Source organism: Photorhabdus africana, from assembly GCF_035181445.1.
Classification (GTDB): Bacteria; Pseudomonadota; Gammaproteobacteria; order Enterobacterales; family Enterobacteriaceae; genus Photorhabdus; species Photorhabdus laumondii.
In genome coordinates, this window is record NZ_JAXBVE010000016.1 from 61,997 (window position 1) to 76,096 (window position 14,100).

Here is a 14,100-nt window from a genome sequence, read left to right on the forward strand (position 1 = left end):
CTGCCTTGTATCTGTTCGAAAGCCTGAATCAGCTTGCCCAAAAATACCTGCCCGGGGCTCAGATTGAGCTCCTCAAGCAGGCTTACTCTGTTGCGCGGGATGCCCATGAAGGGCAAACCCGTACCAGCGGTGAGCCCTACATTACTCATCCTGTCGCAGTTGCCTGCATTTTAGCCGAGATGCGTCTCGACCATGAAACGCTGATGGCCGCCTTGTTGCATGATGTTATTGAAGACACGCCCGCCACCTTTCAGGATATCGCCCAGCCTTTCGGCCCGGTGGTTGCCGGGTTAGTCGAAGGGGTCTCCAAACTTGATAAGCTGAATTTCCGCGATAAAAAAGAGGCACAAGCGGAAAATTTCCGCAAAATGGTCATGGCAATGGTGCAGGATATCCGCGTCATTTTGATCAAACTGGCGGACCGTACCCACAATATGCGCACGCTCGGCGCGTTACGCCCAGATAAGCGCCGCCGTATCGCCCGGGAAACGTTAGAGATCTACAGCCCCTTAGCCCATCGTTTGGGTATCCATCATCTGAAAACAGAGTTAGAAGAGCTGGGGTTTGAGGCCCTTCACCCTAACCGCTACCGGGTTATCAAAGAAGTGGTAAAAGCGGCCCGGGGTAACCGTAAGGAGATGATCCAGAAAATTCTGTCTGAAATCGCAGGCAGGCTGACTGAAGCCGGCATTGAATGCAAAGTCAGCGGCAGGGAAAAACATCTCTATTCTATTTACCAGAAAATGCACCTCAAAGAGCAACGTTTTCATTCAATTATGGATATCTATGCTTTTCGGGTCATCGTTAATAATGTTGATATCTGCTATCGGGTTTTGGGGCAGATGCACAGCCTGTATAAACCCCGCCCGGGCAGAGTCAAAGATTACATTGCCATCCCTAAGGCCAATGGCTATCAATCCCTGCACACTTCCCTGATTGGCCCTCATGGGGTGCCAGTCGAGGTCCAGATCCGCACCGAAGATATGGATCAAATGGCCGAAATGGGCGTCGCGGCACACTGGGCTTATAAAGAACAAGGTGAATCCGGTACCGCCGCGCAAGTCCGTGCGCAGCGCTGGATGCAAAGTCTGCTGGAATTACAGCAAAGTGCCGGTAGCTCTTTTGAATTTATCGAAAGCGTTAAATCTGATCTGTTTCCTGATGAGATTTACGTTTTTACCCCAAAAGGGCGCATTGTGGAATTACCCGCCGGTGCCACCCCGGTTGATTTTGCTTACGCCGTACATACCGATATTGGTCACGCCTGCGTTGGCTCACGGGTTGATCGCCAGCCATATCCATTATCTCAGTCTCTTACCAGCGGCCAAACCGTTGAAATTATTACCGCGCCGGGTGCCCGGCCAAATGCCGCCTGGCTGAACTTTGTCGTCAGTTCAAAAGCCCGCGCTAAAATTCGTCAATTGTTGAAAAACCTCAAGCGGGAAGACTCCATTGGGCTGGGGCGTCGCCTGTTAAATCACGCGTTGGGTAGTGGGAAAAAACTGGTTGATATTCCACCGGAAAGTATCAATAAAGAATTGACGAGAATGAAACTCTCGACAATAGACGATCTGCTGGCTGAAATCGGGCTTGGCAATACCATGAGTATCGTCGTCGCCCGTAATTTGCTAGGCGCGCCGCCAGAAAATACCACAAATACCTATCACAACAATGGCGCCCGTAAATTACCCATCAAAGGCGCTGACGGTGTGCTGATTACGTTTGCCAAATGTTGCCGGCCCATCCCCGGTGACCCTATCATCGCCCATATCAGTCCCGGCAAAGGGTTGGTTATCCACCATGAGTCTTGCCGTAATATCCGTGGTTATCAGAAAGAACCCGAAAAATTTATGGCCGTCGAGTGGGATCAAGAGATCAATAACGATTTCACCGCCGAAATAAAAGTGGACATGTTTAACCATCAAGGGGCGCTGGCAAATCTGACCGCCGCCATTAATGCAGCCAATTCCAATATTCAGAGTATGAATACCGAAGAGAAAGACGGCCGGGTTTACTGTGCTTTTATCCGGCTCACGACTAAAGACCGTATTCAGTTAGCGAATATTATGCGCAAAATTCGGATCATGCCGGATGTGATGCGAGTCAGTCGTAACAGAAACTAAACCGGATAGCCCGTGCAAATCAGCAGGTGAACAATCAACAGCGCTATCCACCGCCGACCCACAAGACACCGGCGGCGGATACGGGGCTGACAGCACGTCATCCCGGTTATCAAAGAACAGACCAATCAATACTGAATCAACCTCATCCAGTATGCGGTCTAACCAACCCTCCTCACCCACACCAAACATCAATACCAATCCGATAGCGATAAACAATAGCGGCAAAATCCATGTTCGGCACCAATACGCTAACAGCATACGGGGATACCGCGAGTAGCGAATTTTGTTGCCCAATAAAAACCCACAGACGGCCAACAATATGATCCCGATAACCAGTACCATCCGACTTATCAGCATCCCATAAGGCATCACACACAAAATCGATGAAAACTCGCCCTTCATCATATCCCGCCAAACAGCCACATGTGTGATACGATTCAGGAGATAAACGGACCACAAGCCCGCTGCAAAAACCAAGTGCGCCAAATGCACATGTGATTAGCTTGTGATAATGTCCGGGAGCGCGTCGACTTCACCGTTTTCGTTACCGACGCCTGACCCTTCTGAGGCATGGGTTCAACGACGGCCGTAACAATTAGCATCTGCCGGCGACTTCCCTGCTTCTCACGAAAGAAGACTTTTTCACAGGCGATCACATCACGTCGCTCATTGTAGATATAATTCATCACATCTGTTGCCCGGCGTTCTGTCACTCGGAACACCTGGCTGATTTCACTTTTGGTAAATCCACTCCCCTTCAATAATCCCCAATACGCGACTGCCATGTACAACGGTGTATCCTTCAAATGAGACAAACAGGCCGGCAACCGAAAATCCCCATGATTACTTTGTTTGCCGGTAATAGTCTGACCTCCAGGCAAATCGGTCTGGCTACCGCTTATCTGAAGCAGCATTGAATCATTAACATTGATTGTCATTTTACTCTCCACTGGTGACTAACGGGTCAATTTGTTACCACATGAGAAATGAAATAGTGCGATTTATTGAGATGAAATACCTATGGCGGCTAAGCCACCATGCCATATTTAAATACCTTGCCAGCGCAGCGTTATTTCATGACTAGAGTTGCCTCCATAGACGTTTTGAACTCACCAGAAAGCTTGGGGTCTATCGCCTTCGTTTGCCAAAGCTGCACAGAAAACCTGTTGAGAGAATGATGAGAATAATACTCGCCTATTTCGTTGCCGTGCTCATCCTTTTTAATTTTTTTCACGGCTGACGTATCATCTACATTAAAAACCAGCACACTTTTAGGGTCAGCCGCTGAACCAAATGTTACTGGCTGACCAATCTGGTTGCCGCCTACAAGCTTAGTCTGTGTGCCTAGAACTCGCGGCAACACTTTTATCGCCAACGCGTTATCGAAGTCCTTACCCCCAGTCTCCTTAGAGGTGTCCATCACTACTATACTTTTACCATCAACACCGAGATGCTCGGTAGAAAAATTCACAATGGCTACGCCTGTATCGTCCTTATTGGGTGTATCGCATACAACACTTATCAATAGATCATATATCTCTACCGTTGCCCGGTGTAACTCTTTTGGGAATATCGTGTCCGACGGCTCCCGGCGAATCTCTCCTAAATCAAAATCCTCACTAGACTGACTTTCAAAAATACACTCCGGAGGGGATATCACTGTTACAGGGTCTTTGATAGTCGGAAGAATTGGTCTGGACCACCACATAAAATCCCCTCCATCAATTAAAATACCCACAGGTGCATCAACACTCTGGGTTTCGAATTCAACTTTTTCATCGGCCTTTCGCTTCCATGAAAAATTTACCCCTTGACAAGACACATCAAAAGAAAGGTCACTTAGTTCTGCCTTTGCTACACTCTCATCATCCTGATTACCAGTAGTTCTCGCCACGAGCGCTACTGGTGATTTAGAATACTTTGTCCCTGTACCATCGATATCCACCGCCATGTTTTCCTTGGGAATGGCTACTCCTGGACGACCATTTGTAAATTTGGCTTCAATTGAGCATTCGTAACGGCCTGAAACCACTCTCGGGACTTTAAAAATTTCCCCGTGCCCTGCTTTGAGCCGGAACTTGACCTGATCCAACGTTTTACTACTACCCCACTGCATAGACAGTGTTGGAAACACATCTTTTAAGGTCGCTTTACCCGTTGCCGGATAAGTGATTATTCCGTCACTCCACTTTACCTTTCGAGCAGGCCCCAGAGCGTCAATGGCGCGATCAGCATTCCAATTTATTGTCGGCGCGGCGAACAGTGTGGGAGAAGAAAAGATACCCACGGATAGGCATATCATCCCCACCCATATCGGCATCGACCACCAGCGACAATGAACCACCATCCAACTCATATCCTGTTTTATCTTGTTAATAAATGTCTTATTCGTCTTCATCGGCTGCCCAACCGGGAGTAACTTCCCAGTTGTCCTGTTAGAAATTTTCATTCGTTGATACACCCCATCCCGACCAAATCACATCCGCCTTTCAGAGGGTCCTCTTCCTAATAATTATGGTTTTCCCCATTAGGTTGTCAGCGCAGAACCACAACACATTGCCTCATCTTAACGACAGGTTTCGTTCAATTGCCGCATTGGATTCCAGCGTTTATCTGCCTTCGCCTTTACCGGAGGGGGCCCCAGGTTAAATGCCACCTCGCACTGCTTGTCCGGTGTACTGCCCCACTTCACTTTCAGTACCCCGCTGGGTGGCATACCACTCAGATACACTTGTCCACCCTCCCCGACTATCGCGGCCAGATTTGTGTCTGTATCCCCTTTAAGCCCCGCCATTGCCCCAAACGGCACGGGCTTACCGTTATAGGTCAAATTCATCAGCAACTGCTGCCCAATACGCACGGGGTAATCCACCATCACAACCGCGCCACTCGTCGGGAATACGTTCTTGCTACCCTGTGCCATGTCAGCCCCTTCCGGCAGCGATGACGGATCTAAACTGATACTATTACGGCTGTACGTCTGGGCATAAGGCACAACCGCATATCCCCAGCGATTAGTAGTCACCGAACTGGAATTCATCACACGAATACCTGCAACCCCCGATGTCCGCACTAATACAGCAGCATCACCAATACGCGATGCCAAAGTAACGCCATGCTGATGTGCAATCAGCCCTCCACTAAACCCGTAGTTCACACCGCGTCCCCCCCATGAATCGTAGTTGTATCCCAAGTTGGCTTGCCCAAAGGAACCAAGATATCCCATTGACACTGACCCGCTGCGCCCTCTCCCTTTATTCGCCTGACTCTGCGATACGTTCCAAGACAGACTATGATCATCCAGCACCGATCCGCCTATGCCCAACTGGTTATTACTGCGTCCCGTACTATCACGGGAAAAACTATAGTTAGCATACGCATTATTCAGCGCCGCATAGGAGCCAAACAGGCTCAGAGGAACGTTTACGTTCAACGAAATTTGCCGATTTTCAGGCCAGTCGCCGTTACCGCGCATGCGATCAATGCTGTAATTAAGCCCCCAGCCCACACGGTAGAAAGAACCATTCAATCCCATCGATAGGGTGGTGTTAGTTTTAGAGCTTCCCCAGTAGTTATCCCGCTGACCACTGAGCCACAGAGAATAGTTACCGGGCAATGACTGGCTCAGTCGCATCTGCCAACTACTGCGTCGCCGCTCAGACATCCAAGAAGGGAGTTCTCCCCAAACACTGTAGCCTTGAGTGTTCGCATCCGAAAAACTCAGGTAATTACGTGTGGAATAGCGGTACGCGGTTAAATCCACCGTCGTGCCAGTGGTCAGCATACTTTTCGAATATTTAGCGCGGTAAGATTCCCCACGCAGGATGTCAGGCGTATTTTGTAACCGGGTCCGGGAAGTCGTGATATCCGCAGATAACGCCCCCATCATGCCCAGAGAGAGCCCGGTTCCCAGCGCCGCGGATTGGTACGATTGCGCCACCAGGCCACCACCGTATAACGTGACGTTACCAGGCAGACCGTAAATCATCGAGGCCATACCAAACACCGGCTTACGTATGCCACTGCCATATCCACTACTGTAATAACGCCCGGCGGCCACTTCGTACTTGAATTGCCCCTGCCGCAACATCATAGGCAGACTGGAATAAGCCTGAGTGAACCCATGGTGAGTACCATCGGCCTCAGTTATCGTTACCTGCAAGTCGCCTCCGACACTGCTGCCCACCAAGTCTGTGATACGAAATGGGCCGGGTGCCACGTTGGTTTGATAAATCACACTGCCATTCTGCGTCACCGTAATCTGAGCATTGGATTTAGCTATCCCACTGATAATCGGCGCAAAACCACTCAGCCTGCCGGGCATCATCGGGTCACTGGTGGCAAGCCCAATACCACGATAAGGAAAACCATCAAATACCTGACCTGCCACACTACCGGTCGAGGTATCCCCTATCGTCAGATCACTGCGTAACGCCACCACGTCCCGCTGCAAATAGGTTTGCTGAAAGTTCCAACGTTGCTGGGATTCGGTCGTTTTTTTCACTGCGTCATCGAATGAGTCATACCGGTTATCAGTTTGACTGCTATAAGAATAAGTCGCCGTATTCCGAAGACGCCAGGCCCCCAGATTCAATCTAGAATTGAAGCTACCGAACAGACTCTGATTAGTCTGTTTATTACCAAATTGTGAGCGTTGATTCTGGCTGCCATTGATGCTGTAGTTCAGTAAAAAAGCCGGAATGCCCTCCTGCCATAACGTCGGATCAACCAAGCCATTCGTTGAAGGCTTCATCGCTATTTGGGGTACGCTCACATTCAGCCGCATCTGGGAAAAGTTCAAGCTGGCCGCCGCTTGGGGAATCAATTTACCCAACGGACTCTCTATCGGCTTATCCACCGGCAATGCTTTCAACGCTGGTATGCCGCTGATATTAACACCAGCCGCTTCCAACAAATCTGGGGTAAGTACCGGCGTCAGCTCGGCATTACCCTCGCCATGACGCTGGAACGTAATATCACGCGTATCAAAAAAAGTACCATTCACGTAGATATCAACACGGTAAGTTCCCGGTGCCTGACCTCCTACGGTCTCAAACTGTGATAAGTCTACCGGTTGACCGGAATTCGAACCAAAGCCCAATAAAGCCGGATCAAAATAATCACGCGCTGTTGCATGAGCGCTCCATCCCGTCAGAAATACCAGCATCACCCGACAAAAAACGAGAGAACCCCCCATTTGATGCTTTGATAGGGTAAGAGAGGTAGAAATACCTTGATTTACACAACGACAACAAGTAAACGGCCGTTTTGAACGACAGCTTATTGCCGGAATCAACACTTTCATTCTTAATTACCATCTCTTATTTAACATATAGAGGTTCATTGCTCATATCTCTTCTGTCGATACCTTGCAACATCGCTATTGACCACTGCCGGATACGGCAATAGATCTACTCTCTTCATCAGTGTCTAACCCAAACTCATCAATAGCACGCCACGATACAGTGACATGACTACCAGGAGACACTTTACCTGCCGGCAGCGACCAGCTCTGCTGACCAAAGGGTGGCACCATCCTAAACAAATCCTTGCCCGGTACGGCAAACGAACTGACATGCAAAGTCTGCAACGTTATCCAAAACGGTGACGGATTAGTCAGCATCACGACATCCTCTTTTACTGACGCGCTTAACTGTTTCACCGCACCGGCAACCCCCTCTTTTGGTATCCCTTCAGGACGGTAGAACAATTTCACCGCCAGAGCTGTCACCATTTTCATCTTGCCAGAGTCATCTCTAGATACTGGTAATTGTTTCTCAGAAGGCAACATATGCAGATTCAGAAAGAACAGAGATTCTCGATCTTTCGGCAAAACCCCACCAATACGAAGGATTTTCAACACCAGCCGTTCATCTGCCCCCACCTTTGCAATCGGCGGAATAACGATAAATGGTGCCTTAACCCCCAGCGGTAAACCGGTCTCTGGGTTTAGTTCTTGTACGATTGACTGAATGAGATAATTGTTGTCGCTGTTATTAATGAGTGTCGAAGAGACTCCGTTGCTGGATGATTCAGGATAAATCACACGAGTGTCATTGAGATGCAACCCCTTCAGACTCTCTGCTGCCCTGAGTGGCAATACCGGTAATATTATTGCCAGAACACATGACACAGTTATAACGATCTGTTTTATTGAAATATTACGCTCCACCATGTCATGCTCTTCCAATTTCAAAATATAAAAACATACTTAGTCGGCCCGTAACGTACCGCTCTGTAGTCTACTCACTCCACCGGCATCGGTGATCATCGACCATGTCACTTTACTTCCCGCCGTACCTGCCAAGGAAAAAGTCATCTGGCCGAAAGGGGCCAACATTGACGGGGCTTTGTTAAGATCTACTGCCTTGCCATCAAATTTCAATTGGGCAAAAGTCTGGTAATACGGTGTTGGGTTAGTCACTACGACAGTATTGCCTGCTCGTATAAATGTCAGTCGGCCATAGGCCTGCTCCGGTGTCATCGGCAGCTTATCTGGCCGGTAGATAAGTTTAATATTCATCCCCAGCGCAATAGACAGAGATGCACCAATCTCTCCTGGTTTTCCATTGCCATTGGCCTTGCTCTCATCTAGTGTTTTCTTCGCCGGAATCGCATTAATACGAAAACGAAACAGAGACTCTCGATCAGCTGGGAAATCACCGCCGGTACGTATAACTCGCATCACGTTCAAGCTATTACCCTCCATGCGAAACAACGGAGGCAACACGGTAAACTCCGATGAACGGGTATTTGAGTTATCTCCCGGAGTCACAGCAGCTTGTATTAGATACACCTCATCGCCTGAATTCTGCAATGACATGCTTTGCACCTTGTCGCCCTGATGATAAATAATACGTGTCTTCCTCAACATAAGACCCGCATGTGCTGGTGACGATGCCATAACCGCCCATATCGCCAGCATTCCCATGACTATCATCTTTTTCATATATCCCACTTCATCTCAGAGAATCAGACAAAATCCCTTGAATACACCCGGCTTAACACCATCTACTGATACACGAACTCAAAATGTATACTCACATTCGCTATTCCTCCGCATAATACATTGGTATCGTTACTCTCTGTTTTACACGTTGCTGGATTCTTTTCATCGCCCACACCTCCCACATACGCCCTGAACCTCCTCATTGTTCCCTCCAATTTCCCACCATTTCCTTTTACACTGTCTGAGAGATCTACCCTATACGGGTCATCCTCCTTCCTTACCTGTACAAACTTGTTAGTTTTTTCGTCTAATATCCTAACTCCTACTCCTTTGGCAGTAGAAGAATCATCCATGAAAAGCTCCGGATCTGTTATGGCAGGCGCATCACTCCATATGTAGAAAGCGGGTTTTGATTCGCCTAGATCACAGTCACTAAACATAAAGTTCAGTTCTAAGGGATCTCTTGCGATATATTTGCTATTTCTGAGTTCACTGGCATAGACCGGAGCGAAACCATCCATATAAGTCCCGGCAAAGCTGGACCCATTCACGCTCAACACACAGGTCGGAGGCAATAACATGCCTCTGAAATTGATTGTACGATTCGTATTTGGATCCTTCGCCTGCACTGGAAAAGTCATCACACAACCGATGGTCCATCCAATCAGCATCATGAAGAGCAACACATATTTTGCCCTGCTGTGATATGTCATTAATTCACTGTTTATAAGATTGCTATTTTTCGTTTTCATCTAACTCTTTCCGCCTCTCCCAATTTTTATCATCCGTGATAAATCACACCTCACGGATAAGAATATGTAAATGTGACGTGCGCAATCAGCGTGCCGGGTTGAATAATCTTACTATCTCTTCCACGTGCGATTGCTACCATTACATACATCTCAGCACTGCCCTCATCAAATTCAACCGGAAACGGGAACTCCATTTCCTGATGATTGATTGACAAGTGATCATTCAGCCCTATTTTCTTCTTCTCATTTTCTTCGATTAAAATAATAAACCCCAGCCCCTCAGAGGTACCAGAATCACCGGAACTAGGATCACTAAATATTGAACCATATTCAGCGTCGATGGTATTTCCAGATACAGTGATCCTGGGTGTAAGGCCGAGACTCTCCGGATCGCCACAATTCGTTAATTTCAGCTTAAATGACTTAGGAGCTGATACATCCCCTTCATGACTAAACTTTGCCGCCAGCAGGGAACCAAAATTCAGCTCCGAACCCTTCATATCACCACCACCGATCTCTATGTCACAAGGATCAGGAAAAACACTTACACTCAGCTGTACGTTTACCCCACTCGTGATCGTCGGTGGGTACTTGGGCCCGGTCTTGGAGTCATCAGCCATGACGCTGCTTGCCAGGAACAGCAGAACCATTACAGAACTCCAGCAGAAGCAGCGCATCACAACCTGCAATACCGGGTTTCTACCCTTGGGCAGGAAGGTCGACGGGTCATTCAGCCTGCTTTTTTTTTGTTCTGTCGCTGTCCCAAACATCGTGCTCACCTCAAATTAACCCTATCACTCTTCTGTTAACGCGATATCACGCTGCAATGCCGATACATCAACGATAATTAAACGTAAACGTCAGTGTAGCCTTGATTTTTCCTGCCTTTTTGCAGACCGCTACCGTCTGCCCGCCTGCCAAAGCACATACCAGTGAAAGTTTCACCGGCACAGTAGGCGTTTTATCGTTTACGATTGTGCCTTTATTAGCCAGATGAAACGGTTCATCGTCCTTTAAATCTGGGGACCATTCTGTTCCACTAAACTTCTTCAATTGCACAGTGATGCCCACTGCCGTTGAAGCTTCGTTTTTTTCATCTGCCCCTTTATCACGAAACAAGCTCTTATCATTCGTACCAACATGATTTCCGGTAACGGTAATCGTGGGAGTAATACTGTTGCTATTGACCACACTCGTGCAATTTCTCAGCGTAATCTGAATTTCCCTGTTAACTTTTCCTAATACCAAGTCTGCAAACTGCACTATGCCCAGCTCGATATTATTGCTGTCCACAATGACATCACACGTGCCTTGCGTAATTTCGGCCCTAAATGTGGCCCCAACAGAATTCGCTGCCCACAAGGGACAAGAAGAGAGCCACAGAACCCCACCCATGCCGATGTAATTCAGGTACCTGCGTAGATGCTGAACCCTTGAGATATCGGCTTTACTGAATTTCACCATCGAAGTTCTCTCCACCACCGAGATCGCTAATCACCGCCCATTCCACCTTCTTTTTATTCTGACTATTCTGAGCGGGATAAACATGGGTGCTGAAAGGTGCCAACATTTGTGGATGACTGTCAGAAAACTTCACCGGCACCCCATCAACTTTAATCTGGGTAAAACTGATGTGATAAGGCGAATTATTACTAACTTGAATGCCCCCGGAAGCATGGGTAAAACGCAGCGCTTTGTATGCCAGCTCTGGCGTACCCACCAACCCCGTTGGCCGATAAAATAGTTTGATGGTATTGCCGATGGCATAAGCTATCCCGCCGCCAATTTTGGTTTCTTCGAAGCGCTGGCCCTGAGGATTATTACTACCGGGAATAGCAGAGGCATTAAAATAAAAGACACTCTCCCGGTCAGCCGGCAACTTGCTGGTATCACCTAAGATGTGCAGGACATTGGTTCCTTTAGGGTCCAAACGAAATAAAGGAGGCGTGACGTAAAATGGTGTTTTACCCTTGCCATCAACGGTGCTGGTGATTTTAGTTGTCACTAGGTAAGGGATATTGGTTGTTGTATTGCGCACCGATACCGTTGCTCCAGCTTTATCCTGTAAGAAAATAATGCGTGTAGCATCGATGCCAAATCCGCCTTCAGCCCAGCTCTGTGACGCAAACAAAAACGCGGCCAATACAAGGCTTTTTACTATGATGTTAGGAAGTCGGAGTTTACTGATCATCTTTTGTTTCTCATATCTTGGCTCAATCAGCCAGTAGTTGCCTAATAAAAGGCATCATCAATCATCTATGATTTTTCATCGAAGGAGCCTGAGGAAGCATCCCTCAGGCTAAAACAACATAAGCATTAGTTATACGCATAGGAGAAGGTAATAGGAGCACGAACATGCTGATTTGCTTCTGGCTTAGGGATTATTGATGCCATATATGCAGTGAATGTTATGGACTGACCATTGAATTCTGTGCCCGTAGACCCCTTAGCTCCCACAGGGACATCTCTATTGTTTGAGACAACTGTTTCTTTAGCTTCTTTATCCTTATAAGTTAGTATTGCGCCTACATTCTTACCATCTTCACTGTTATTAAAGATGACGTTCTCCGATCCGCCCAACACTGGTCCTGTCACACGCAGTTGAACTTTGGCTTCATCGATATTCTTGTCATCACAGTTACTAAGATAAATAGTAATCGGTCTAGGATTCTTATTAACATACGACGCGATGCCTTTTTGCTCACCAATAGTACCCGCTACAAATGCTGCTGGATTGGCGTTCCCCAAATCCACGTCCGCACCTGCATTAGAGCCGGTTACATCACACGTCGCAGCCACAACGTTACCTGTAATCGTTACCGTAGTATTCTTCCCCACATGCCCCTCATCAGTCGTAGTCGTCCCACCTGCTGCCAAAGCAGCCGAAGCTGCCCCCAAAACCAACGCCGCCACGACGCTTATCTTTAATATCTTTTTCATTTCATTAATCTCTTTTTAACTACTTAACTAAAATCTGGATCAAACTCGTGCATCACGTTTTGACAAACAGAGACATCTAGCTGTACAAATATTTGTCAATTAGGACCATTTTGACAATTAGTATACAAAAATTTTTCTGTGCAAAAACAAAGCAATATGGATATAACTATAGTCATTTCGCAAATTTTAAGGATATTTAATTATTTAATCCGAAATTAGTAACAGTAATTTCTTTAAAGTAACGAAGGAAGTGTGATGTTTTTACATATTGGAATAAAAAGAGTGGATTATCGAAATGTTTTTGTGGTAGGATAGTTGCGTTTTACAAATATATACAAATCTATCTCTTTTTTTATTAGAAAACTTTTAGTATAATTTCTAGGCAATTGTATACTAATTGTCAAAATGGTCCTAACTGTCATACCTTAACGTCTAACTTTTATACTCCAAACTCCTTGAAAACGTTCAGCATTACTGGCTGTATAGCGTACCGTATGGCGAATGTTTTTATGTCCAAGATAATCTTGTATCAGTCGGGTATCTATCCCTCGATCTGCAAGAGCAAAACCGCAGGCATGACGCAACATATGCGGATGCGGATCTACCGCGATATTCGCCCGTTGTCCTAACTGGTTGATAATCTGATAGATACGCTGGCGAGTAAGCGGTTTCCCACAACGCGACAAAAACAGCCAATCACTATCCGCGCCCTGTAAAGTTTTGCGCACTTTAAGCCATGCCTTAATCGCCTTAACCTCACGCTGCAACAGGGGATGGTTAGTACAAAACCCTCCCTTTAACCGCCTGATATATAAACATTTTTCTTTTAATTCCATGTCAGATAACCGTAAATGCCTCGCTTCACTAACACGAAAGCCGTGGATATAGCTCATATAAACCAGACAGTAATTCCGTTCTGGATTAGGCCCAACTTTTGCCATTTCCAACATGCTTTCTACTTCTGATTGAGTCAGATATTTTCTTTGGCCCATGATTATTTCTCCAAAATATATTGATAGTACAACCCGGCTATATCCCGCTTAGAACAGACATAAGCTAGGATAAAATAGACACCGCTACCCAAAACGATGGCCTATTGTTCACCGAGGCTACAAGAGGTTATACAGATATGGGGCAAAATTTAAACACCTTTTTTGATTATTTTTTCACCTCACAAGCACGTTAGTTTACATTTGACTGACAGGACAGATTATTCAAAACAGGCTACAAGAACCTGTCGTTACAAATCGCCTTTTTCGTTATAGCGGCTTACTCTTAAGGTATTGATATGGTTTTCAACCAGTTACGAAGGAAAATATTCCATTGATTACGTTAA

Annotated in this window: 13 protein-coding genes; 1 reads left to right on the plus strand and 12 read right to left on the minus strand. The window is 46.8% G+C overall.

From position 1 onward, the window contains the following. The first annotated feature begins 5 nt into the window (after positions 1-5). Entirely contained in the window at positions 6-2,123 is a 2,118-nt protein-coding gene (gene spoT / locus SLS51_RS11150; RefSeq protein ID WP_011144671.1) for a bifunctional GTP diphosphokinase/guanosine-3',5'-bis pyrophosphate 3'-pyrophosphohydrolase, read from the plus strand. Between the two features lie 172 nt (positions 2,124-2,295). On the opposite strand, the gene SLS51_RS11155 is transcribed toward spoT, so the two are convergent. The 12 genes from SLS51_RS11155 to SLS51_RS11210 form a co-directional block, all read right to left on the minus strand. Next, complete coding sequence (locus tag SLS51_RS11155) at positions 2,296-2,580, minus strand: hypothetical protein (RefSeq protein WP_158538181.1); 285 nt, start codon at positions 2,578-2,580, stop codon at positions 2,296-2,298. Beyond that, the gene (locus SLS51_RS11160; protein WP_011144669.1) at positions 2,561-3,061 is read right to left on the minus strand and encodes a CaiF/GrlA family transcriptional regulator; all 501 of its coding nucleotides are present in this window, start codon (positions 3,059-3,061) and stop codon (positions 2,561-2,563) included. The genes SLS51_RS11155 and SLS51_RS11160 overlap by 20 nt, the downstream gene beginning before the upstream one ends. Before the next feature lie 131 nt (positions 3,062-3,192). Then, a complete protein-coding gene (locus SLS51_RS11165; RefSeq protein WP_323838306.1) occupies positions 3,193-4,572 on the minus strand; it encodes a hypothetical protein in 1,380 nt (459 codons plus the stop codon). Between the two features lie 117 nt (positions 4,573-4,689). Then, entirely contained in the window at positions 4,690-7,428 is a 2,739-nt protein-coding gene (locus SLS51_RS11170; RefSeq protein WP_323838309.1) for a fimbria/pilus outer membrane usher protein, read from the minus strand. Between the two features lie 75 nt (positions 7,429-7,503). Then, positions 7,504-8,298: a fimbrial biogenesis chaperone gene (locus SLS51_RS11175; RefSeq protein WP_323838311.1), complete on the minus strand. Its 795-nt coding sequence runs from the start codon at positions 8,296-8,298 to the stop codon at positions 7,504-7,506. 36 nt (positions 8,299-8,334) lie between these two features. Then, entirely contained in the window at positions 8,335-9,072 is a 738-nt protein-coding gene (locus SLS51_RS11180; protein WP_228985051.1) for a fimbrial biogenesis chaperone, read from the minus strand. 62 nt (positions 9,073-9,134) lie between these two features. Beyond that, positions 9,135-9,824 carry a fimbrial protein gene (locus SLS51_RS11185; protein ID WP_323838316.1) on the minus strand — a complete coding sequence of 230 codons (690 nt, stop codon included), beginning with the start codon at positions 9,822-9,824 and terminating at the stop codon, positions 9,135-9,137. 50 nt (positions 9,825-9,874) lie between these two features. Further along, positions 9,875-10,594, minus strand: coding sequence for a fimbrial protein (locus SLS51_RS11190; protein ID WP_323838318.1), 720 nt, complete (start codon positions 10,592-10,594; stop codon positions 9,875-9,877). A gap of 67 nt (positions 10,595-10,661) precedes the next feature. Continuing rightward, positions 10,662-11,288, minus strand: coding sequence for a fimbrial protein (locus tag SLS51_RS11195; RefSeq protein WP_323838320.1), 627 nt, complete (start codon positions 11,286-11,288; stop codon positions 10,662-10,664). Next, a complete protein-coding gene (locus tag SLS51_RS11200; RefSeq protein WP_323838322.1) occupies positions 11,272-12,015 on the minus strand; it encodes a fimbrial biogenesis chaperone in 744 nt (247 codons plus the stop codon). The genes SLS51_RS11195 and SLS51_RS11200 overlap by 17 nt, the downstream gene beginning before the upstream one ends. A gap of 125 nt (positions 12,016-12,140) precedes the next feature. Next, positions 12,141-12,764 carry a fimbrial protein gene (locus tag SLS51_RS11205; RefSeq protein WP_323838324.1) on the minus strand — a complete coding sequence of 208 codons (624 nt, stop codon included), beginning with the start codon at positions 12,762-12,764 and terminating at the stop codon, positions 12,141-12,143. 425 nt (positions 12,765-13,189) lie between these two features. Continuing rightward, positions 13,190-13,756: a tyrosine-type DNA invertase gene (locus tag SLS51_RS11210; protein ID WP_165578709.1), complete on the minus strand. Its 567-nt coding sequence runs from the start codon at positions 13,754-13,756 to the stop codon at positions 13,190-13,192. Positions 13,757-14,100: the final 344 nt, after the last annotated feature.

Coding starts and splice junctions, on each gene's coding strand:
- SLS51_RS11160 (WP_011144669.1), bottom strand. CDS start 3,061: ATGACAATCAATGTTAATGATTCAATGCTGCTTCAGATAAGCGGTAGC.
- SLS51_RS11165 (WP_323838306.1), bottom strand. CDS start 4,572: ATGAAAATTTCTAACAGGACAACTGGGAAGTTACTCCCGGTTGGGCAG.
- SLS51_RS11170 (WP_323838309.1), bottom strand. CDS start 7,428: ATGAAAGTGTTGATTCCGGCAATAAGCTGTCGTTCAAAACGGCCGTTT.
- SLS51_RS11175 (WP_323838311.1), bottom strand. CDS start 8,298: ATGGTGGAGCGTAATATTTCAATAAAACAGATCGTTATAACTGTGTCA.
- SLS51_RS11180 (WP_228985051.1), bottom strand. CDS start 9,072: ATGAAAAAGATGATAGTCATGGGAATGCTGGCGATATGGGCGGTTATG.
- SLS51_RS11185 (WP_323838316.1), bottom strand. CDS start 9,824: ATGAAAACGAAAAATAGCAATCTTATAAACAGTGAATTAATGACATAT.
- SLS51_RS11190 (WP_323838318.1), bottom strand. CDS start 10,594: ATGTTTGGGACAGCGACAGAACAAAAAAAAAGCAGGCTGAATGACCCG.
- SLS51_RS11195 (WP_323838320.1), bottom strand. CDS start 11,288: ATGGTGAAATTCAGTAAAGCCGATATCTCAAGGGTTCAGCATCTACGC.
- SLS51_RS11200 (WP_323838322.1), bottom strand. CDS start 12,015: ATGATCAGTAAACTCCGACTTCCTAACATCATAGTAAAAAGCCTTGTA.
- SLS51_RS11205 (WP_323838324.1), bottom strand. CDS start 12,764: ATGAAAAAGATATTAAAGATAAGCGTCGTGGCGGCGTTGGTTTTGGGG.
- SLS51_RS11210 (WP_165578709.1), bottom strand. CDS start 13,756: ATGGGCCAAAGAAAATATCTGACTCAATCAGAAGTAGAAAGCATGTTG.